Origin of the sequence: Sphingomonas pokkalii, assembly GCF_003096275.1 — a bacterium.
GTDB classification, from domain to species: domain Bacteria; phylum Pseudomonadota; class Alphaproteobacteria; order Sphingomonadales; family Sphingomonadaceae; genus Sphingomonas; species Sphingomonas pokkalii.
Map to the genome: position 1 here is coordinate 4,149,781 of NZ_QENQ01000001.1, position 21,639 is coordinate 4,171,419.

The 21,639-nt window shown below is 66.1% G+C and carries 16 protein-coding genes and 1 tRNA gene; 13 read left to right on the forward strand and 4 right to left on the reverse strand.

Translation table 11 applies throughout. The annotated features are described in order from the left end of the window. Positions 1–23: 23 nt before the first annotated feature. The 5 genes from DD559_RS19195 (at position 24) to DD559_RS19215 (ending at position 7,985) form a co-directional block, all read left to right on the forward strand. On the forward strand, positions 24–1,274 hold the full coding sequence (locus DD559_RS19195) for a lipoprotein-releasing ABC transporter permease subunit (RefSeq protein WP_116470591.1): 1,251 nt from the start codon (positions 24–26) through the stop codon (positions 1,272–1,274). Then, a complete protein-coding gene (locus DD559_RS19200) occupies positions 1,267–1,950 on the forward strand; it encodes an ABC transporter ATP-binding protein (protein WP_116470592.1) in 684 nt (227 codons plus the stop codon). Before DD559_RS19195 ends, DD559_RS19200 begins: the two co-directional genes overlap by 8 nt. Beyond that, on the forward strand, positions 1,947–2,429 hold the full coding sequence (locus DD559_RS19205; RefSeq protein WP_116470593.1) for a glutathione peroxidase: 483 nt from the start codon (positions 1,947–1,949) through the stop codon (positions 2,427–2,429). Before DD559_RS19200 ends, DD559_RS19205 begins: the two co-directional genes overlap by 4 nt. Before the next feature lie 193 nt (positions 2,430–2,622). After that, positions 2,623–6,102, forward strand: coding sequence for a DNA polymerase III subunit alpha (dnaE, locus tag DD559_RS19210; RefSeq protein WP_116470594.1), 3,480 nt, complete (start codon positions 2,623–2,625; stop codon positions 6,100–6,102). Between the two features lie 290 nt (positions 6,103–6,392). Further along, positions 6,393–7,985 (forward strand): long-chain fatty acid--CoA ligase, encoded by a 1,593-nt coding sequence (locus tag DD559_RS19215; RefSeq protein ID WP_206364543.1) that lies wholly within the window; start codon positions 6,393–6,395, stop codon positions 7,983–7,985. Positions 7,986–8,027: 42 nt separating this feature from the next. On the opposite strand, the gene DD559_RS19220 is transcribed toward DD559_RS19215, so the two are convergent. Beyond that, a complete protein-coding gene (locus DD559_RS19220; protein WP_116470596.1) occupies positions 8,028–10,643 on the reverse strand; it encodes a M1 family metallopeptidase in 2,616 nt (871 codons plus the stop codon). A gap of 148 nt (positions 10,644–10,791) precedes the next feature. Between DD559_RS19220 and DD559_RS19225 the strand changes: the two genes are divergently transcribed. Continuing rightward, the gene (locus DD559_RS19225; protein ID WP_116470597.1) at positions 10,792–12,015 is read left to right on the forward strand and encodes an SGNH/GDSL hydrolase family protein; all 1,224 of its coding nucleotides are present in this window, start codon (positions 10,792–10,794) and stop codon (positions 12,013–12,015) included. Between the two features lie 123 nt (positions 12,016–12,138). Here the strand turns inward: DD559_RS19225 and DD559_RS19230 are convergent. Continuing rightward, positions 12,139–12,212, reverse strand: a tRNA-Cys gene (locus DD559_RS19230). Positions 12,213–12,377: 165 nt separating this feature from the next. On the opposite strand from DD559_RS19230, the gene DD559_RS19235 reads away from it, so the two are divergent. From DD559_RS19235 to DD559_RS19250, 4 genes are all read left to right on the forward strand, one after another. Then, the gene (locus DD559_RS19235; protein WP_116470598.1) at positions 12,378–13,061 is read left to right on the forward strand and encodes a protein-L-isoaspartate O-methyltransferase family protein; all 684 of its coding nucleotides are present in this window, start codon (positions 12,378–12,380) and stop codon (positions 13,059–13,061) included. A 17-nt stretch (positions 13,062–13,078) separates the two neighbouring features. Then, positions 13,079–14,635, forward strand: coding sequence for a TolC family outer membrane protein (locus DD559_RS19240; RefSeq protein ID WP_116470599.1), 1,557 nt, complete (start codon positions 13,079–13,081; stop codon positions 14,633–14,635). Positions 14,636–14,675: 40 nt separating this feature from the next. After that, on the forward strand, positions 14,676–15,125 hold the full coding sequence (locus DD559_RS19245) for a DUF2497 domain-containing protein (RefSeq protein ID WP_206364544.1): 450 nt from the start codon (positions 14,676–14,678) through the stop codon (positions 15,123–15,125). 61 nt (positions 15,126–15,186) lie between these two features. Beyond that, entirely contained in the window at positions 15,187–17,235 is a 2,049-nt protein-coding gene (locus tag DD559_RS19250) for an alpha/beta hydrolase family protein (protein WP_116470600.1), read from the forward strand. A 30-nt stretch (positions 17,236–17,265) separates the two neighbouring features. Here DD559_RS19250 and DD559_RS19255 read toward each other — a convergent pair whose 3' ends face one another. Then, positions 17,266–17,985, reverse strand: a complete 720-nt coding sequence (locus DD559_RS19255) for an MOSC domain-containing protein (RefSeq protein WP_116470601.1) — start codon at positions 17,983–17,985, stop codon at positions 17,266–17,268. 139 nt (positions 17,986–18,124) lie between these two features. On the opposite strand from DD559_RS19255, the gene recA reads away from it, so the two are divergent. The 3 genes from recA to DD559_RS19270 all read left to right on the forward strand — a co-directional run bounded on the left by recA (position 18,125) and on the right by DD559_RS19270 (position 20,130). Next, positions 18,125–19,195 carry a recombinase RecA gene (recA, locus tag DD559_RS19260; protein ID WP_116470602.1) on the forward strand — a complete coding sequence of 357 codons (1,071 nt, stop codon included), beginning with the start codon at positions 18,125–18,127 and terminating at the stop codon, positions 19,193–19,195. A gap of 69 nt (positions 19,196–19,264) precedes the next feature. Next, positions 19,265–19,537 (forward strand): hypothetical protein, encoded by a 273-nt coding sequence (locus DD559_RS19265; protein WP_240610347.1) that lies wholly within the window; start codon positions 19,265–19,267, stop codon positions 19,535–19,537. 191 nt (positions 19,538–19,728) lie between these two features. Further along, positions 19,729–20,130: an endonuclease domain-containing protein gene (locus tag DD559_RS19270; RefSeq protein ID WP_116470603.1), complete on the forward strand. Its 402-nt coding sequence runs from the start codon at positions 19,729–19,731 to the stop codon at positions 20,128–20,130. 395 nt (positions 20,131–20,525) lie between these two features. On the opposite strand, the gene DD559_RS19275 is transcribed toward DD559_RS19270, so the two are convergent. After that, positions 20,526–21,560 (reverse strand): IS110 family RNA-guided transposase, encoded by a 1,035-nt coding sequence (locus DD559_RS19275; RefSeq protein ID WP_116471037.1) that lies wholly within the window; start codon positions 21,558–21,560, stop codon positions 20,526–20,528. Positions 21,561–21,639: the final 79 nt, after the last annotated feature.

Here is a 21,639-nt window from a genome sequence, read left to right on the forward strand (position 1 = left end):
CGAATGGGCCCTAGAGGATCGGCATGCTACTCTCTCGCTACGAGCGAATGATCGCCCGCCGCTACCTGCTGCCTGGGCGCAGTGAAGCCTTTATCGCCGTTGTCGCCGGGTTCAGCCTGGTCGCCGTGATGCTCGGCGTCGCCGCGCTGATCGTGGTGATGAGCGTGATGAACGGGTTCCGCGCGGAGCTGTTCGACAAGATTGCCGGCCTCAATGGCCATGCGGTGGTGCAGGGCTATGGCGGCCAGCTGCGCGACTGGCGCCGCATCGCTGACGAGGCCAAGGCGATCCCGGGCGTCACCGCCGCCACCCCGCTGATCGAGCAGCCGCTCTTCACGATCTTCAACGGTCGCACCGAGTTCTCGCTGGTCCGCGGCATGCGGGTCGAGGATATCCGACAAAACGCGACGCTGAAGGGCAAGGAGATCCTGGGTTCGTTCAACAACCTGAAGCCGGGCAGCGAACAGGTCGCGATCGGTTCGCGGCTGGCCGAGGCGCTGGGCGCGTCGATCGGTTCGGAAATATCGATCGTCAATCCGCTCGGCGTGGCGACCCCCTTCGGAACCAATATCCGCATCGTCAAATATCGTGTCGCCGCGATCTTCGAAGTCGGGGTGTATGATTACGACAAGAGCTACATCATCATGCCGATCGAGGATGCGCAGACCCTGCTGCTGATGGGGGACACGGTGGGCATGGTGCGGATCGACACGAACAACCCGGACAAGATCCAGCAGATCGTCGGCCCGCTCGCCGCCAAGGTCGGGAATGTCGGCCAGATCACCGACTGGCGCCAGATGAACAGCGAACTGTTCGAGGCGCTCTCCGTGGACCGGATCGTCTCGTTCACGATCCTGTCGATCATCCTGGTCGTCGCCGCGTTCAACATCATCTCGTCGCTGATCATGCTGGTCCGCGCCAAGACGCGCGATATCGCGGTGCTGCGGACGATGGGCGCGACGCGGGGCAGCATGATGAAGGTATTCGTCCTCGTCGGCACCACGATCGGGGCCCTTGGCGTAGGGGCGGGGGGCGTGCTCGCCTTCTTCTTCATCACCTTCCGCGAGCAGGTGGTATGGGCGATCGGCGCGGCGACCGGCCAGAAGGTGTGGGACCCGCAGATGCGCTTCCTCACCGAACTGCCGGCCAAGACCGATCCGTTCCAGACCTTCGCGATCTGCGCGATGGCACTGCTCTTCACCTTCCTCGCCACGCTCTACCCCGCGTGGAAGGCGGCGAGCACCGATCCTGTCCAGGTATTGCGCTATGAATGATCCGGTTCTCCAGACGCGCGATCTGCGCCGCAGCTTCGAACAGGGCGGGGTGCGTATCGATGTGCTGCGCGGCATCGATCTCGACATCCAGCCCGGCGAGATCGTCGCGCTGCTGGGGCCCTCGGGTTCGGGCAAGTCGACCCTGCTGCAGGCGGTGGGCTTGCTCGAAGGCGGGTTCGAGGGATCGATTCGGATCGTCGGCGAGGAAGCGGCGCAGTTGGGCGCGGGGGCGCGCACGGCGGTACGGCGGGACAAGCTGGGCTTCGTGTATCAGTTCCACCATCTGCTGCCCGATTTCGACGCGACGGAGAATGTGATCCTGCCGCAGCTTATCCGCGGCACCACTCGGCCGCAGGCGCAGGCGCGGGCGGCCGCGTTGCTGACGCAGCTGGGCCTCGGGCACCGGCTTACCCATCGGCCGAATCAGCTATCCGGCGGCGAGCAGCAGCGCGTCGCGGTGGCCCGTGCCCTCGCAAACCGGCCACCCTTGGTGCTCGCCGACGAACCGACCGGCAATCTGGATGAAGCCACGTCCAACCGCGTCTTCGACGAATTCCTGAACCTGGTGCGGGGGGAAGGGTCGGCGGCACTGGTCGCGACGCATAATGAGCGGCTGGCGGCGCGGATGGATCGCGTCGTGCGGTTGCACGAAGGTCGATTGGAGGAAGCAGCATGAGCGATGCCATCACCACGATACCCGTCACGATGCCGGATGGAAGCAGCGCCGATCTTTCTGCCTTTACGGGCCAGGTGCTGTTGATCGTCAACACGGCGTCGAAATGCGGTTTCACCCCGCAATATGCCGAGCTGGAACAGCTATGGCGTATCTATCGCGATCGCGGGTTTGCAGTGCTCGCATTCCCATGCAACCAATTTGGCGGGCAGGAGCCCGGTGACGCGGAAGAAATCGCGCAATTCTGTTCGCTCCGCTACGACGTCACCTTTCCGGTGTTCGGAAAGGTCGACGTGAACGGCGCCAATGCGGCGCCGCTGTTCGAACGGCTGAAATCGGAAGCGCCGGGCGTTCTGGGTACGGAGGCGATCAAATGGAACTTCACCAAGTTCCTGGTCGATCGGAACGGCAAGGTGGTCGATCGCTATGCCCCGACGACTTCGCCGCGAGACTTGATCAACCCCATCGAGTCCTTGCTCTAGCTAGGCCAGGTGCGGCCGGAATCGGGAGGTTTGCAAGCTTCCGGCCGCGTCTCGACAATCCCATAGTTGGACAAGCTTTGCTATCCTTTATGCCGGCCTACGGAATGATGCGTAGTTGGCGGCGGAATCGAAAAGCTGTGGAGAAGCGGCCTCTCGGCTTGGCAAAGGTGCCTGCGACACCCTAGGTTCGGGCATGGCGCATTCCGGTTTCGTCCCGCTTCGGGTTTTCTCCTGCTACACCATGCTCGAAGGGGCGATCGACCCCAAGGCGATCGCCAAGCACGCCAAGAACCACGGTTTCCCCGCCATCGCCGTCGCCGATCGCAACGGCCTCTATGCCGCGATGAGCTTTTCGGATGCTGCCAAGAAGGCGGGCGTCCAGCCGATCGTCGGCACGCTGCTGGCGGTGAAGCGCTCGAACGTCGCCGAAGGGCTCAACGTGCCGATCGACTGGCTGGCGCTCTATGCGCAGGACCAGACCGGCTATGAGAATCTCTGCCACCTCGTCTCGCAGGCGCATCTCGATCGCCCGATCGAGGAGGATGCGCATGTCCCCTTCGCGGCGCTCACCGGGCATACCCACGGCTTGCTCTGCCTGACCGCGGGTGCCGAGGGCGCGATCGCCCGGCTCTATGCCGAGGGGCAGGACAAGACCGCCGAGGCCTATGTTGCGCAGCTCGAGGCGCTGTTCCCCGACAGGCTCTATGTCGAAATCGCCCGCCGCAACAACGAGGTGGAGACCCGGGCCGAGGACAAGCTGATCGAGCTCGCCTATGCGCGGAACCTGCCGCTGGTGGGAACGAACCCGGCCTGTTTCGCCGACGCCGATTTCTACGACGCGCATGACGCGATGCTGTGCATCGCCAACTCGACCTATCTCGAGACCGACGACCGCCCGCGCTCCTCGCCCGAGGCCTGGCTCAAGCCGGCCGAGACGATGAAGACCAGCTTCGCCGACCTGCCCGAGGCGATCGAGAACACCCTCGTCGTGGCGCAACGCTGCGCCTATGCGGCGCCCAAGCGCAAGCCGATCCTGCCCAGCCTCGCCGGCGACCGCGAGGGCGAGGCGGCGATGCTGCGCGAGCGGAGCTGGCAGGGCCTGAAGGACCGACTCGATTTCGCCGGCGTCACCGATCCATCGGAAGTGGAGGTGTACAACCAGCGCCTGCAGTTCGAGCTCGACATCATCATCCAGATGGGGTTCCCGGGCTACTTCCTGATCGTCGCCGACTTCATCCAATGGGCCAAGTCGAACGACATTCCGGTGGGGCCGGGGCGTGGTTCGGGCGCGGGCTCGGCGGTCGCCTGGGCGCTGACCATCACCGATCTCGATCCGCTCAAGCTGGGACTGCTGTTCGAACGCTTCCTCAACCCCGAACGCGTCTCGATGCCCGACTTCGACATCGACTTCTGCGAAACCCGGCGCGGCGAAGTGATCCGCTATGTGCAGGAGAAATACGGCCGCGATCACGTCGCGCAGATCATCACCTTCGGGACGATGAAGGCGCGCGCGGTGATCAAGGACGTCGGCCGCGTGCTCCAGATGAGCTATGGCCAGGTCGATCGTCTTGCCAAGCAGATCCCCAACCACCCGACCGACCCCTGGACGCTGGAGCGCACGCTGAACGGCGTGAGCGAGTTCCTCGCCGAATATAGCGACAAGGAGGATGTGAAGCGCCTCGTCGACCTGTCGATGCGGATGGAAGGCCTGCCGCGCCACAGCTCGACCCACGCCGCCGGCGTGGTGATCGGCGACCGCCCGCTCGCGCAGCTGGTGCCGCTCTATCGCGATCCGCGCTCGGACATGCCGGTCACCCAGTTCGACATGAAGAATGTCGAAGGCGCGGGGCTGGTGAAGTTCGACTTTCTCGGCCTCAAGACGCTGTCGGTGCTCAAGAAGGCGGTGGTGCTGCTCGCCAAGCGCGGCGTCGACGTGAACCTCGATCGGCTCGATTGGGACGACGAGGGCGTCTATGCACTCCTCCAGCGCGGCGACACGGTCGGCGTGTTCCAGCTCGAATCCGAAGGGATGCGCCGCACGCTGACCGCGGTGCGGCCGACCAATTTCGGCGACATCGTCGCGCTCGTCTCGCTCTATCGCCCGGGGCCGATGGACAACATCCCGATGTTCGGCGCGCGCAAGGCGGGCCGCGAGCCCATCATCTACCCGCACGACCTGCTCGAACCGATCCTGAAGGAGACCTACGGGATCTTCGTCTACCAGGAACAGGTGATGCAGGCCGCGCAGATCCTCGCCGGCTATACGCTGGGCGGCGCAGACATGCTGCGGCGCGCGATGGGCAAGAAGGTCAAGGCGGAGATGGATGCCCAGCGCAGCATCTTCGTCAAGGGCTGCAAGGAAGTGAACGACATTCCGGCGGCCAAGGCCAACGAGCTGTTCGACTTGATCGACAAGTTCGCCGGCTACGGCTTCAACAAGTCGCACGCTGCCGCCTACGCGCTGCTCGCCTATCAGACCGCGTGGCTCAAGGCGCACCATCCGCACGAATTCTTCGCCGCCTCGATGGCGTACGACATCCACCAGACCGACAAGCTGGCGGTGTTCGCCGACGACATGCGGCGGCTGGGCATCGAGGCGACCTCGCCCGACATCAACGCGAGCGAGGCCGACTTCACCGTGCAGCCCCATGGCGAGGGGCTGGCGGTGCGCTATGCGCTCGGCGCGCTCAAGGGCGTGGGCGAGCGGGCGATGGAGCTGCTGGTCGAGGAGCGCGAGAAGAACGGGCGCTTCGCCAGCCTCGACGATTTCGCCAAGCGGGTCGATCCGCGCGTGCTCAACAAGCGCCAGCTGGAAACGCTGGCCTCGGCGGGCGCGTTCGACAGCATCGAGCCCAATCGCGCGGGCGTGCATGCCGCCGCCGAGACGATCCTCGCGGTCGCCCAGCGCGACCATGCCAGCCGGATGAGCGGGCAGGGCGGGCTGTTCGGCGATGCCGAGCCGGCGGGCGGCGGGATCACCGTGCCCAAGGATGCCGTCTGGTCGATGTCCGACAAGATCAACGCCGAGAAGGATGCCTTTGGCTATTATTTCTCGGCGCATCCGCTGGACCGCTACGAACATCTGTTCCGCGGCCAGGGCGTGCGCGACATCGCCTCGCTCCCGGACATGCAGATCCCCGAGGGCGCGCGGGTCAATGCCCAGATCGCGGCGCTGATCGAGGATTGCCGTTACCGCACCTCGGCGCGGGGCAACCGCTATCTGATGGCGACGATCTCGGACCGCAGCGCGCAGATCCAGACCTCGTGCTTCGAAGAGCTGATCGCCAAGGACATGGAAGCCTGCGCCAACGGCACCGGCTGCGCGATCCTGACGCTGGAGCTCGACAAGCGCCCCGGCGAGGATACGCCGCGCGCGGCGGTGAAGCGGGTGCAGCCCTTCGACACGCTGGCGGGCACCACCCAGCTGATCCTGGAGATCCGCATCGAGGATCCGACCGTGCCGGCGCAACTGGCCGCGCTGGTCGGAGATCTGCGCGGCGGTGGGCGGGGCGAGATCCTGCTCCATGCACCGATCGAGGGCGGCGAGGCGACCGTGATGCTCGGCCGCGGCTTCCGGCTCGATACCGAACTGGCGGCGCGGATCGAGGGGATGCCGGGCGTCCAGGCGGCGTCGCTGATGCCGGCGAGCATGAAGCTGCAGGCGGCGGCGTGAGTTTCTACTTTTCCTCTCCCTCGAGGGAGAGGATAGCGAAGCTTGGCGCGTGAGCGCCTAGCGCAGCTTGGAGAGGGTGCGCGGCGCACAGCGCCGCGCGATTTGCCGGGCAAATCGCCCCCTCTCCCTCCCACTGCCTCCGGCAGCGGGCCCCTCCCCCTCCCCGGAGGGAAGAGGGGCAGAGGTTCCGGTACGCCGCCTTCCGGAAACGGAACGTAACGTTCCACCCTCTCGACTTCGCTCCCCGAAGGCGTATCCTGCGCCCAAACAGCCACGCAATGGAGAGGCATATGCTGGGCGGCATGCAGGATTTCGAACTTCGGGTATCTACGCTGCTCGATCACGCGGCGCGGGAACATGGTCCCCGCGAGATCGTGACGCGCTGGGCGGACGGCAGCGAGACGCGGACGAACTGGGCCGGCATCGCGCACGATGCGCGGCGGATGGCGCAGGCGCTGGAGCGGCTCGGCATCCGCAAGGGCGATCGGGTCGCGACGCTGGCGATGAACCACAGCCGGCATCTGGTCGCCTGGTACGGCGCAACCGGCATGGGCGCGCTGATCCACACCATCAATCCACGGCTGTTCGACGATCAGCTGGCGTATATCGCCAACCATGCCGAAGATCGGGTGCTGCTCTACGACCGGATGTTCGAGGCCGTCGTCGAGCGGCTCAAGCCGCAATGGACGACGATCGAGCGCTATATCTGCTTCGACGATCTCGGTCCCGACGGGTTCGAAGCCTGGATCGGTGTCGAGGACGGCGCCTATGCCTGGGTGACGGGGGACGAGCGCGAGCCGATGATGCTCTGCTACACCAGCGGCACCACCGGCAATCCGAAGGGGGTGATGTACACCCATCGCTCGACGGTGATCCACGCCCTCACCGAATTGCAGCCGGCGGTGTTCGACCTGTCGACCCAGTCTGTTGCGATGCCGATCGTGCCGATGTTTCACGCGGTCGGTTGGGGGCTGCCCTGGGCGGCGCCGGCGGTGGGGGCGAAGATGGTCTTCTCCGCGATCAACGATCCCAAGGTGCTGTGCGAGCTGATGAACCGGGAGAAGGTGACGCATTCGGCGGGCGTGCCCACCGTCTGGTTCGCGATGTTCCAGCACATCGACGCGACGGGGGAGACGCCGAAGCACCTCAAGATCGTCACCATCGGCGGATCGGCGGCGCCCCGCGCGATGATCGAGCGGCTGATGAAGATGGGGATGCGGGTCAACCACGCCTGGGGCATGACCGAGACCAGCCCGATCGGCACGATGGGGGCGCCGTCGCCCGATTTCGATGCCCTCCCGTTCGACGCGCAGGTCGATCAGGTGGTGAAGCAGGGCAGGGTGCCCTATGGCGTCGAGCTGCGCACGGTCGATGATGCCGGCAACGTGCTGCCGCGCGACGGGAAGACGGCGGGGCGGCTGCAGGTCCGCGGGCCCTGGGTGATCGATACCTATTATCGCGAGGAACGGCCGGCGGTCGATGCCGACAGTTGGTTCGACACCGGCGACGTTGCGATGCTGCATCCGGACGGCGTGATGCAGATCACCGATCGCGCCAAGGACGTGATCAAGTCCGGCGGCGAGTGGATCAGCTCGGTCGAGCTGGAGAATTGCGCGGTCGGCTGCGTCGGCGTCGCCGAGGCGGCGGCGATCGGCGTGCATCATCCGCGTTGGGAGGAACGCCCGATCCTGCTGGTGGTCCGCAAGCCCGGCAGCGCGGTGACGGCGGAGGAGATCCAGGCGCATCTGGCGGCGCATGTCGCCAAATGGTGGCTGCCCGACGAGATTCATTTCGTCGATGCGTTGCCGCACACGGCCACCGGCAAGCTGCTGAAGATGGAAATCCGCCAACGCTACACGGATTACTCGCTGGCGGCGGCGTGAGGCGCGGGGCGGCGGCGCGGCAAGGGCGCCGCCGCCCGCCGGTCATTTCGCCGCGATCACGCCCGCGCTGACGCTGGCGGCCTTTGCTTCGCGGAAGCGCGCGCAGGTGCGAATGCCGTCCAGGGCGCGATCGAGTGCCAGGGTGCTGCCCTGGATCGTGGGCCGCAGCTTGGCGTCGACCTTGTCCGCCTGCGCATCGGAGCAGAGCCCGCCGAACATCGCGACGGCCCGATTGGCGAAGATGCCTGCGCTGCCGCTTTCCTTCATCATCGCGTCGAAATGGGCGAGCATCGCGTCACTGGCGATGTCCCGCGTGTAGGGGGACTGGAAGAAGCCGGCGACGACCCCGGCGCGTGCCTGTCCGCTCAGGCGGCCGTCCTTGAATTCGTTCAGGAACCAGCGCGCGACATCGGCGCGGCCGGCCTGGCCGATGCCCTGGGCGACGACGTTGCGATGCACCGGTCCGTTGCCGGCGAGCGCGCGTTCCATCAGGCCCTTGGCAAAGTCCAGGCCGCGTTCGTTGATCGCCACCGCCGTCGCCATCGACGCATATTGCGGATCGAGGGCCTGGCCGTCGCCCGCCACCCAGGCGTCGAACGCTGCCAGCAGCTTGCTGCGCAACGCCGCATCCTGCCCGGAAAAGACGAGCAGCGAGAGCAGCCGGTTGCGAAGTTCGTGCCGGTCGGCATTGTCGGCGGCGTGGGCGTCGGCCTTGGGATCGAAGCCGATCTTGGCGAGCATCGGGCCGTAAAGATCGACGAGCAGCTTGCGATAGGCGGGCAGCGCTTCCGGCGTCAGCAGGCCGCGTGCTTCCAGGCCGCGCAGGCGATTGGCATTGTCGAAAACGATCTTGCTGGCCGGATAGGCCGCCATCGCCCGTGCCAGCGCGATCGGCCGCGCGACATCGCTGCGCCCGGCATAGAAGCTGGCCCAGACGCTGTCGTCCAGCGCCAGCGCCTCGCCCTGGGGCAGCGTGGGGCCGGCGGCGATCAGGGCGTCCCAGTCCGCGGGATCCAGTTCGAACCGGTAATAGCCCCAGCCGCCTGCGTTGGGAACGATCACGCCGCTGCCCTTGGCCTCGATCGCCTCGCTCGGCCGGTCGATCAGGGTGCAGCTTCTGGTCTCGCCGCGGCGCAGGCACAGCGGGATCAGCCATTGCTGCGCCGGCAGGTTGGTGCCGAAATAGGCGAAGCGCGACTGGCTGGCGGTCAGCCGGTCGCCCTCGCGATGCAGCGTGACGAGCGGCACGCCCTGCTGGTCGACGAAACTCTTGAGCGAGGCGAGCACGCGTGGATCATGGGCGGCATCGGCCAGCGATGCGAAGAACTGGTCCGTCGTCGCGTTGCCATAGGCATGGCGCTGCATGTGCAGGCGCACGCCGTCGCGGAACCGTTCGTCGCCCATATAGTCGGCGATCATCGCCACCACCTGGCCGCCCTTGCCATAGGTGATCTGATCGAATGCCGCATCGATATCGCCGTCGCGAAGGATGGGGGCATGGATCGGGCGCCCCGAGGCGAGCGAGTCGACCGCCATCGCCTCGAATGCCTCCTCGATGGCGTTCACGCCCATTTCCAGATCGGGTCGCCATTCGTTGCCGATGCGATAGCCCATCCAGTTGGCGAAGCTCTCGTTCAGCCAGATGTCGTCCCACCAGGCGGGCGTGACGAGGTCGCCGAACCATTGGTGCGACAGTTCGTGCGCCACCACCATGCCGAATTCCTGCTTCCGTTCGGTGGAGGCGGATTCGTCGAGGAACAGGATGTCGTCGCCATAGATGTCGGCGCCGGCATTCTCCATCGCGCCCGGCATGATCGGCGAGCCGATCTGATCGAGCTTGGGGAAGGGGAAGGGCTGGCCGAAATAGCGTTCCAGCAGCGCGACGATCTTGCCGGATTCGTCGCGGGCGAACGCCATCTGCCCGGCATTGGGCTTGGTGCCGACAACGCCGAGCGGCATCGGATCCTTGCGTTCCGGGGTCGGTGCGATGGTCGCGTGCGTCGTTGCGAAAGGCCCGGTGACGAGGGCGACCAGATAGGTCGGCAGCGGCTTGGTGACGGCGAACTGATGCTTCACCAGCGTGCCCCGCTTCTCGGTGCGGACCTGCGGCGCGTTGCTGACCGCGACGAAGCCGGGATGGGTGGTGATCGAAACGGTGAAGGGCGTCTTGTAGCCGGGCTGATCGAACGAGGGGAAGGCGGCGCGCGCGTCGATCGATTCGAACTGGCTCCAGCTGTACCACGCATCGGCGATATTCAGGTGGTACATGCCGGACGTCGTCCGGCCGAACGGCGCATCGTAATCGAAGCGCAGCGTGATGCGGCCCGCGGGCACGGTGGCGCCGAAATCGATCTGGGCCAGGCCGGTGGCGCTCTTCTGCGTGAAATGCACGGGGATGCGCCTGGTGCCGATCTGCGCCGTCGCCTTGTTCACGCGCAGGTCGCGCCCATGCATCCAGATCGCGCTGGCAGGCTGCTTCAGATCGACATCGATCTCGGTATGGCCGCTGAACCGCTCCCGCTCGGGCAGGATGGTGAAATCGAGGCGATAGGCCGCCGGCGTGGCGACGTCCGGCAGCTTGCCCTCCGGTTGGGGCGTCTGGGCCAGGGCGGCGGCGGGAACCAACAGGGCAGTGCAGGCGAGCAGGGCGACGCGCATCTAATGTCCTTCGAAAGCAGAAGCTGCCGACTATGCCGCAGCTGGGCATGTTGCAATATCACCTGCGGCGCACATTGGCTCTTGATGGCTTGTCGCCTGCGCATCGGGCGGTATGGTAGCGATACCAATGAGAATGAGGAGAGGCGGTATGCGGAAATGGGTCGGCGGTGCCGCGCTGGCATTGGCGTTGGTGGCCAGTGCACATGCGGCGCCCGGCGAGCGCTGGGCTGCGATCTGGGCGACGGCGCAGCTGGTCGCGGAAGGGCAGAATGCGCTTCCCGGCGAGGATCTTGCCGATGCCACGCTCCGCCAGATCGTACGGGTGCCGGTGTCGACCGCCCGATTGCGCGTGCGGCTCACCAATCGCTTCGGTTCCGCGCCGCTGACCATCGACGGCGCGACGGTCGCCCTTGCGCTGGATCCGGCCCGTGCCGCGATCGATCCGGCGTCGCTGCGCCCGCTGCGCTTCGGCGGCAGCGGCACGGTGACGATCCCTGCCGGCGCCGATTACTGGAGCGACCCGGTGGATGTGAAGATCCGCGGCGCCGCGGACCTTGCCATCTCCTTCCACCTTGCCGGTCCGCCGGGCGTGCAGACGGGCCATCCCGGATCGCGGGCGACCTCCTATGTCGTCCATGGCAGCCATGGCGACGCTGCCGATCTGCCGGGGGCGAAGACGGCCGACCATTGGTACCAGATCGCCGGGATCGAGGCGCTCGCGCCGCACGCCCGTGCAGTGGTGGCGTTCGGCGATTCGATCACCGATGGCTATGGTGTGAAGCCGAACACCAATGCCCGCTGGACGGATGCGCTGCAGGCCCGGCTGAAGGCGGCACCCGGCCTGGCCGAGGTGGCGGTGCTGAATGCCGGGATCGGCGGCAACCGGCTGCTGAACGACGGGCTGGGGCCGAACGCGCTGGCGCGGTTCGATCGGGATGTGCTCACGCCGCCGGGCGTCACCCATGTCATCGTGGTGGAAGGCGTGAACGATCTCGGCACGCTGACCCGCGACGGCCCGGTCTCGCCCGCGGCCCATGCCGTGCTGGTTGCCCGGATGATCGATGCCTATCGCCAGATCGTCGCCCGCGCCCATGCGCATGGCATCAAGGTGATCGGCGGCACCATCATGCCCTATGCCGCGTCCGGCTATTATCATCCCGATGCGCAGAACGAGGCGGATCGCCAGGCGGTGAACCGCTGGATCCGAACGCCGGGCAATTTCGATGCGGTGATCGATTTCGACGCGGCGATGCGCGATCCGGCCGATCCCGCCCGGCTGCACAAGGCATATGACAGCGGCGACGGGCTGCATCCGTCGATCGCCGGCTATCGTGCGATGGCGGCGGCCGTACCCTTGGCGTTGCTTCGTTAGGGCGGGGTGGCGCGATGTCATCGCGCTCTGGCTGCCACCCCGGCGCAGCGCGGCCGGAACGGCGCGGACTCAGCCGGTCCCCGCTCGACGGGGGCTGGAAGAAAAGGGTGCGGGTAGGATCACTGGAGGCCCGAGCCGGAATCGAACCGGCGTATACGGATTTGCAGTCCGCTGCGTCACCACTCCGCCATCGGGCCATCCTTGGGTGAGGCGCGGCCAATGCCTTGGGCATGGGGGGAATGTCAACATCGTTTCAAAATAACGTTGCGGTCGCTTGGCGCGGCCGTTGCACCGCGATACAAGCCACAGAGATAGCAACAAGTGTATTGCACGGCTAAAACAGTTGTGCGACAAGCGGAGTGATGATGACCCTTCTGGTCGACCCTGCGCCCGTCGAAGCGCCCCGTTTCGAAGCGATGCGCCACGCCATGGTGGCAAGCCAGCTGCGTACCAACGCGGTGAACGATCCTCGTGTGGTGGCGGCGATGTCGCGCATTCCCCGCGAGGCCTTTCTCCCCGCCGAGCATCGGGCAATCGCCTATCGCGATTCGCTCCTGCCGCTGGGCAATGGCCGCCAGCATAATGCGCCGCTGGTGCTTGGGCGGCTGCTCACGGAATCGGTGCTGCAGCCGACCGATCATGTGCTGCTGATCGGCGCGGCCGGCGGCTATGGCGCGGCCGTGCTCGCGCAGCTGGTGCAGTCGGTCATCGCGCTGGAGGAAGATCCTTCGCTCGCGGCGATTGCGCGCGGCGGGCTGGCCGGTTCGGCGAATGTCGAACTGGTGCAGGGGCCGCTGAATGCCGGTTGGGCGGGGCGTGCGCCCTATGACCTGATCGTCATCGACGGTGCCGTGGAAGCGTTGCCGCAGGCGATCATCGATCAGGTGAAGCCGGGTGGCCGCATCGCCACCGGCGTGGTCGATCGCGGTGTCACGCGTCTCGCCCTTGGCCGTCGTACCGAAGGGGGATTCGGCTTGGCGGACTTCATGGATATCGAAGTTGCCCGCCTGCCGGGCTTCGACAAGCCGAGAAAATTTACCTTTTAACCTTAAAGACGGGGCTCATGCGACTGAACTTCTTGCTCTTTAGTGTGAGCCTCGTTGCCATCGGGGCGCCAGCCTTAGCCCAGACCGCGCCAAGCGGGCGGCAGGACGTGCCTTCGCCCGGCGCCAAGACGGCCACGCCGACCACGACGCTGCAGGATGCGCTCGCACAGGCCTATGCGACGAATCCCGATCTGCAGGGGCAACGCGCGAACCAGCGTGCCAACGACGAGAATGTTCCGATCGCGCGCTCGCAGGGGTTGCCCGGCTTCACCGCGAACGGGAGTGCCAGCGACAGCCTGTACAATACTGCCTCCAACGCGTTTACGCCGACGCGCCAGGCGCAGTTCGGGCTGAACCTGACGCAGCCGATCTATAGCGGCGGCCGAATTCGCAATTCGGTTCACGCCGCCGAGGTGCGGGTGGATGCCGGCCGCGCCAATCTACGCGGGACCGAGGCCGACATCTTCACCCAGACCGTCACGGCCTATCTCAACGTTATTCGCGATGAATCGGTCGTCCGGCTCAACCAGGAAAATGTCCACGTCCTCGAGGTGAACCTCCAGGCAACGCGCGACCGGTTCGAGGTCGGCGATCTGACCCGCACCGATGTGGCGCAGTCCGAAGCTCGGCTGGCGCTCGCCCAGGCCCAGCTGCGCAGCGCCGAGGCACAGCTGATCGGCAGCCGTGAGACCTATATTCGGGTCGTCGGGACGCCGCCGGGCGTGCTCGCGCCGCCGCCGCCGCTGCCGAATCTGCCGGAGGACGTGCAGACCGCCGAACAGGTCGCGCTCGCCAACAATCCGTTCCTTGAAGCGGCCCAGCTCGCGCGCGATGCCACGCGCTACGACACCCGGGTTGCGCAGGCCGGGCGCCTGCCACAGGTCAGCCTGGGGGCCGGTGGCACCTACACCAATTATCTCGGCTCTATCGCCAGCGTCGGCAGTGGCGCTGCGGCGGTTCCGAATACCACGACCAACGCCACCGTCGGCGTGCAGCTGACGATGCCCCTGTTTCAGGCGGGCCGCCCGGCTGCGCAGGTGCGCCAGGCCCAGGCGCGCGAAGGCGCCGCGATCGAGCAGGTCACGCTCACCGAACGCGGCGTGATCGCGCAGGCGCGGTCTGCCTATGCCAGCTATCAGGCTGCGCTCCGCGTGATCGAATCCTCGCGCACCGCCGTGCAGGCGAACCAGCTCAGCCTGGAAGGCGTGCGCGCCGAAAACAGCGTCGGCACGCGCACCATTCTCGATATCCTCAACGCCGAGCAGGAACTGCTGAACGCACAGGTCCAGTATGTCACTGCGGAACGCGACGCCTATGTCGCCGGCTTCACCTTGCTTGCCGCCATGGGGCGCGCGCAGGCCAGGGACCTCAATTTCGAGGCGGGGCAGCTCTACGATCCGGCGCTGAACTACAAGCGCGTCCGTAACCGCATCAACGACTGGCGCGATGACAAGACGCCCATGCCGGTCGCGACCAGCACCCGGAGCACACCGCCCCAGACGCCGGAGGTGGTGGGCCAGCCGCTCGATCCCATTCTCCAGCGTCCGGTTGACAGCGACCGGCAGAATCCCTGATTGAGGCTGCTCGTACCGCTCGAACGCCAGGATGGACGCGATGGGGACTGCCAGCAGCGAGCCGTCGATGGAGGAGATCCTCGCATCGATCAAACGGATCATCGCCGATGACGAACCCGGCGCCGCCGGTCGTGGGCGGCCGCTCGGGGGCGCGTCCGATCCGCGGGATGTGCCGGCGGCTGTCCCGCTCGACGCCGTACCGCATGAAGACGTGCTGGAGCTGAACGAGCCGATGGCCGAAGCGCCGCTGGCAGCGGCGTCGGCGGTTGATCCCATTCTTTCGGACCGCGTTGCCGAGGCGAGCCGCGAAAAGCTCGAAATCCTGTCGCGGCTGGTGATCAAGCCGCAGGTGCCGGGATCGGATACGCTGGAAGGCCTGGTGCGCGAAATGCTCAAGCCAATGCTGCGCGATTGGCTCGATCAGAACCTGCCCGAGATCGTCGAGGCGATCGTCGCCCGCGAAATCGCCCGGATCACGGGCGGGCGCTGATCGCCGCGGGGCGCGAACGGGCGATTGTAACCGGCGTTACCTTCCGGCTATCGTGCCGGCCATGAAGCAGTTCCTCGTCGCGAGCGTCGCGCTCGCTGCCATCGCTGCGCCGGCCTCGGCGCGAGATCTCACCATCCAGGATGTCGTCGGCCTTTCCCGCATCGGATCGCCCGCGGTGTCGCCGGACGGGCATTGGCTCGTCTGGCAGCAGCGAGAGACCGATCTGGCGGCCAACAAGGGCCGCTACGATCTCTGGCGGCTGGACCTGTCCGTAAAGGGCGCCAAGCCCCAGAAGCTGGTGGCGGAAGCCGAGGTCAACGAAACCGCGCCGCAATTCTCCGCCGACGGCAAGACCGTCTGGTTCCAGTCGGACAAGGGCGGGGAAGACGCGGTGTGGGGTGTCGCCGTCACCGGTGGCACGCCGGTGCAGCTCACGCATATTCCCGGCGGGTTCAATGGGTTCAAGGTTTCGCCGGATGGCCGCCGCCTGCTGATCTGGGCCGATCGCAAGCCCGGCGCGCCCAGCCTGCAGCCGGCAATGGAAAAGAAGGATGCGAACGCAGGATCGGGCCGCGTGTACGATCAGCTGTTCGTCCGGCACTGGGATCACTGGGCGGATGGCAACCGCTCCCAGCTGTTCGTGCTGCCGTTCGGGCCGAACGGCGCCGACAATGCGGGGGTCGCCATCGTCGGCGGGCTGATCGGCGATGTGCCGTCCAAGCCCTATGGCGGGGTCGAGGAAGTCAGCTGGTCGCCGGACGGCAAGACGGTGTATTTCGCGCTGCGCGAGGCGGGGCGGATCGAACCGCTCTCGACCAATCTCGATATCTTCGCGGCGCCGGCCGACGGCGCCTCGGCCCCGGTCAACCTCACATCGGGCAATGCGGCGACGGATACGTTTCCCGCGGTGTCGCCGGATGGCAAATGGCTCGCCTGGGCGGCGATGCGGCGGCCGGGCTATGAGGCGGATCGCCTGGTGCTGATGCTGCGCAACCTCGTCACCGGCGATGTGCGCGCGCTGACGCCGAACTGGGATCGCTCGGTCGCCTCGATCGCCTGGGGTGTCGATTCCAAGACGATCTACGTCACGGCGCAGGACGTCCAGGAAGAACCGGTGTTCGCGGTGGATGCGGCCAGCGGCAAGGTCGAGCGGTTGACCGAACAGGGCAGCGTTTCCGCCGTGGTGCCGACCAAGGGCGGCCTCGTCTATGCGATGAACAGCATCACCGCGCCGGACGATCTATACTGGCTGAAGGGCAGGAAGAGCACGCGGCTGACGGCGGTGAACGCCGAGAAGCTTGCCGGCATCACCATGCCCGAAGTCACTCGCTACAGCTTCAGCGGGGCCAATGGCGATACCGTCTGGGGCTATGTCGCCAAGCCGGCCGGACTGGCATCGGGGGCCAAGGCGCCGGTCGCTTTCATCGTCCATGGCGGTCCGCAGGGCAGCATGGGCAATAGCTGGTCCTATCGCTGGAACCCGGCGGTATTTGCGGGCGCCGGCTATGCGGTGGTCGCCGTCGATTTCCATGGTTCGACCGGCTACGGTCAGGCCTTTACCGATGCGATCCGCAATAACTGGGGTGGCTGGCCGCTGGAGGACCTCAAAAAAGGATTGAAGGCTGCAACCGATCGCTTTGATTTCCTTAGCCAGGATAAGGCCTGCGCGCTCGGTGCCTCCTATGGCGGCTATATGATGAACTGGATCGAGGGCCAGTGGCCGGATCGCTTCCAGTGCATCGTCCAGCACGACGGCGTGTTCGACGCCCGCGCGATGGCCTATGAAACCGAGGAACTGTGGTTCGACGAATGGGAGCATGGCGGCAAGGCCTATTATGAGGATCCCGCCGCGTTCGAACGCTGGAACCCGGTCAACCATGTCGCCGCCTGGAAGACGCCGCAGCTGGTGATTACCGGCGAGAAGGATTTCCGCATTCCCTATACCCAGGGACTGGCCGCCTTCACCGCGCTCCAGCGGCGCGATATCCCGTCGAAGCTGGTCGTGTTTCCGGACGAGAACCATTGGGTGCTCAAGCCGAAGAACTCGCTGCAATGGTATGGCGAAGTGCTCGGCTGGATGGACCGGTGGACGGGCAAGGCGGGGAAGTAAAGGAAGGGGAGGGGCGCCGGCCCCTCCGCTTCAGGCGAGGATGCGCACCGGATCGCCGACGCGGATCAGCCCCGGTCGCGCCGGCGCCGAGTAGAGCCCGTAGCAGGCGCCGAAGCGCTGCGCCACGGTGCGCAGGATCGTCGAGTCCTTGGCGCCCGTTTCGGGATCGATGGTGACGAGCACGCAGCGCTGAATCGGGTCGGCGCAATGCACGATCGCGCCGTCCTCGCTCGGGTCGCCGAAGGCGAGGCGCCGGCCCTGCCATTGCTCGGGGCGCAGCTCGCTCTCGATCGTCACGTTGATGCGGAAGCGGCGCGAATCGATCGGGCCGCCATGCGCGATCTCCAGCGCGCGATGGCCGGCGCTGGTCTGGAGCGAGATCGGCATCGAATCGTACACACCGCGCGCCACCTGGATCAGCGACACCGGCTCGCGTGCCGCCTCGGCGAGGTGCGCGTGCAGCCCGGCATCGTGGAGCGCGCGGAGGCCGCCATCGGGGGCCTCGACTTCGACGGCGCTGGTCTTGGGCGCGGCGGGATCGGCGAACCGGGCGCGGTGCAGCACCATCCCCGGCACTTCGCGTGCGGTAAGCCACGGAAAGCGGGTTCCGTTCGCCGCGCGGACAAAGGCATATTGGCGATCCCCTTCAATGCCTTGCCAGTCCATTTCGGCGATCGCCAGCGTCTCGCCGGCCATGGACTTTACCGGAAAGCGTGCAAGGGCGGAGACGTGGCCGACGATCATGGTCATTCCGCACCGCTAGCCAGCCTGGCGCATCGCCGCAATCTTCCCGTGTGTTCCGCTCTTGTTCCCTAAGAACAAATGCGATACATGGATGCCAATACAGTTGAACCTGGTGTACAAACCCTTTAGCGACGGGGCTCTTCCAATGGCAGCATCTCTCAAGGTGATCGACGGCAACATGGCCCTTTCCACAGACAAGCAGAAGGCGCTCGACGCCGCCCTCGCGCAGATCGATCGTGCCTTTGGCAAGGGTTCCGCGATGAAGCTGGGCTCGAAGGAAACGATGCAGGTGGAGGCGATTTCCACCGGCTCGCTCGGGCTCGATATCGCCCTCGGGGTCGGCGGGCTGCCGCGCGGGCGCGTGATCGAAGTCTATGGTCCGGAAAGCTCGGGCAAGACGACGCTGGCGCTGCACGTGATCGCCGAAGCGCAGAAAAATGGTGGCGTCGCGGCATTCGTCGATGCCGAACATGCGCTCGATCCGGTCTATGCCAAGAAGCTTGGCGTCAATATCGATGAACTGATCGTCTCGCAGCCCGATACCGGCGAGCAGGCGCTGGAAATCACCGATACGCTGGTCCGCTCGAACGCAATCGATGTGCTGGTGGTCGATTCGGTCGCGGCGCTGGTGCCGCGCGCCGAAATCGAAGGCGAGATGGGGGACAGCCATGTCGGCCTCCAGGCCCGCCTGATGTCGCAGAGCCTGCGCAAGCTCACCGGCTCGATCAGCCGTTCGCGCTGCATGGTGATCTTCATCAACCAGCTGCGCATGAAGATCGGCGTGATGTACGGCAACCCAGAGACGACGACGGGCGGCAACGCGCTGAAATTCTACGCCTCGGTCCGCCTCGATATCCGCCGCACCGGCCAGATCAAGGATCGCGACGAAATCGTCGGCAACGCCACGCGGGTGAAGGTCGTCAAGAATAAGGTCGCCCCGCCGTTCAAGCAGGTCGAATTCGATATCATGTATGGCGAAGGCATTTCGAAGATTGGCGAGATCCTCGATCTCGGCGTGAAGGCCGGGCTGGTCGAGAAGGCGGGCGCGTGGTTCAGCTACGACAGCATTCGCATCGGCCAGGGTCGTGAGAACGCAAAGAACTTCCTGCGCGAGAATCCGGAGGTTTGCGATCGACTGGAAGCGGCGATCCGGGGGCGTACCGACCAGGTCGCCGAGGGTCTGATGGCCGGCCCGGAGCCCGACGACGATATCTGATCGGAAGGAAGATCGGGCGGCGGACCTCGCCGCCCGCCTCGCCGCCGCGCGGGTGCTGCTGCACACGCTATGGCCCGGCGCGATCGAGCGGGAATCGGTGCGGGGGAGCGGCGGACCTTTTTCTATGCCCCGCCCCAGGGGGGTGGCGCGGTATTGCGGCTGGTTGTCGATCCGCCCAATCTTCTTCTCCATTTCGCCGCGGGCGCGGCCTTGCCCGACCCGGCGGCGCTGCTGCGGGGGGAGGGGCGGCGGGGGCGCTATCTGTGCCTGCGCGATCCTGCGCTGGTCGATTCTCGCCATGTTCGTGCGTTGATCGGCGCGGCGGTCGCCGCAGGGCAATAACGATGGGCCAACATCACGTCATCTCGCTATGGGGCCTGACCTCATAAACGGACGCCTTCGACAGCGCGCCTGAATGCCTGAAAATGGGGTGGGAAGCGGACGTTGCGCGGGTTCGCGGATGATGCTTTCTTCGATCCTCCCCCGGAGGGGGAGGGGGACCAGCCGCAGGCTGGTGGAGGGGTAGTCTCCGCATGCTCCACGGGTCGAAGAAAACGCAGGATTTTGCCCGGCATCTGCGCCGACGGATGACCTTGCCCGAACTTCTCCTGTGGCAGGCGCTTCGAACCCGTCCTGAAGGCTTGCGCTTTCGCCGTCAGCATCCAGCGGGCAGCTATGTCCTCGATTTCTTCTGTCCGGCTCGCAACCTTGCTGTGGAGGTCGATGGCGAAGCGCACGCGCGGGACGATCGGCCAGCGCGAGACGTGATCCGCGATGGCTGGCTTTGCGCGCAAGGCGTTCGGGTGCTCCGCATTCCCGCGCAGATCATCCTGTCCGATCTGGGAGCTGCGATCCACCACATCGTCGCTGTCGCCCGCGGAGACTACCCCTCCACCGGCTTTGCCGGTCCCCCTCCCCCGCCGGGGGAGGAATGAGCACAGCTTCCAGAGCGGGAGCCGCCGGTGCGGGAATTTCGCATCTTGGTGGTTAGCTGATGGGGTGGACGCCCCCCGACGGCATCGATGTGCCAAAGTGGAGGTGTTGATCACCACTTGAGGGAGACGGCATCTGTGGACGCCCCTTCGGATGCAAGCGGTAAATCGGGGTAATGTTGGCACGTAGTCGGATGCTGTCATCTGTCCGGCCTCGATGAGCAGCGCCATAGCTGCGGGCCAGTATGGGAGTTCGCGGACCGGATCCATTTCAGCTAATCGCGCTTGGTAGCGCTCTGCCGTATCACTGGTTCTTCCAGCCCCGTCTCGCCGACTGTTGTGCCATACCCTCCTTCGATCCGCCTACGTCCCCGACGCCTCTGGCTGCCGCCGCGGCTTTATGCCGCTGCCACTGCCGGAGCTCTGTAATCCTCTTTCCTGGTCAGCAGCGCCCACACCATGCGCGCCATCTTGTTGGCGAGCGCCACCGAGACGAGCATGCGCGGCTTGCGCGCGAGCATCCGCTCCAGCCAGGAGCCGGCAGGCGCACCGCGGCGACACGCCTGCCGCACCACTGAGCTGCCCCCGATGATGAGCAATCGGCGGATGGTTCGCTCCCCCATTTTCGAGATGCTGCCCAAGCGCTGCTTGCCGCCGGTTGAGTGCTGTCGTGGCGCAAGCCCGAGCCAGGCGGCAAAGTCGCGACTCTTGGCAAACGTCTCAATGGGCGGAGCAAGTGCCAGGATTGCCGTGGCGGCAATCGGCCCAATCCCAGGGATGGTCATCAGCCGACGTGCTGCCTTGTCCTCCTTTGCACGTCGTGCGATCTCGCGATCGAGCATGGCAAGGCGCTTGTCGAGTTCGGTCAGCAGGTCGACCATAACCCTGAACATCGGCAGCGCTTCAGCCGGCAGGGACGAAGCCATCTCATCGTCCTCCAGCATCTCGGCCAGCAGGGTCATGTGCGCCGTGCCTCGCGGCGCCACCCAGCCATACTCGGTCAGGTGACCCCGGATCGCGTTGATGAGCTGGGTGCGCTGGCGCACGATCAGGTCGCGCGTGCGGAACACCAGCCCTGCCGCTTGCTGCTCCTCGCTCTTGACTGCCACAAAGCGCATGCCGGGACGCTGCGCCGCCTCGCAGATCGCCTCCGCATCAATCGCATCATTCTTGTGCCGCTTCACGAACGGCTTGACGTACGCCGGCGGGATCAGCCGCACACGGTACCCCATCGCCTGCAACTCGCGCGCCCAGTGATGTGCACCGCCGCATGCCTCCAGTGCTACCGTACACCGCCGCTGCACCGCGAAGAACTCGAGCAGCTTGCCCCGCGTCAGCCTGCGGCTGAACACCATCACACCCCGCTCATCCGCCCCATGTGCATGAAAAACACTCTTGGCGATATCCAGACCGATTGTGCTAACTTCCGACACGGACGCCTCCCTCAAGTGGTGATCAACACCTCCACTTTGGCACATCGATGCCGTCGGGGGGCGTCCACCCCATCAGCTA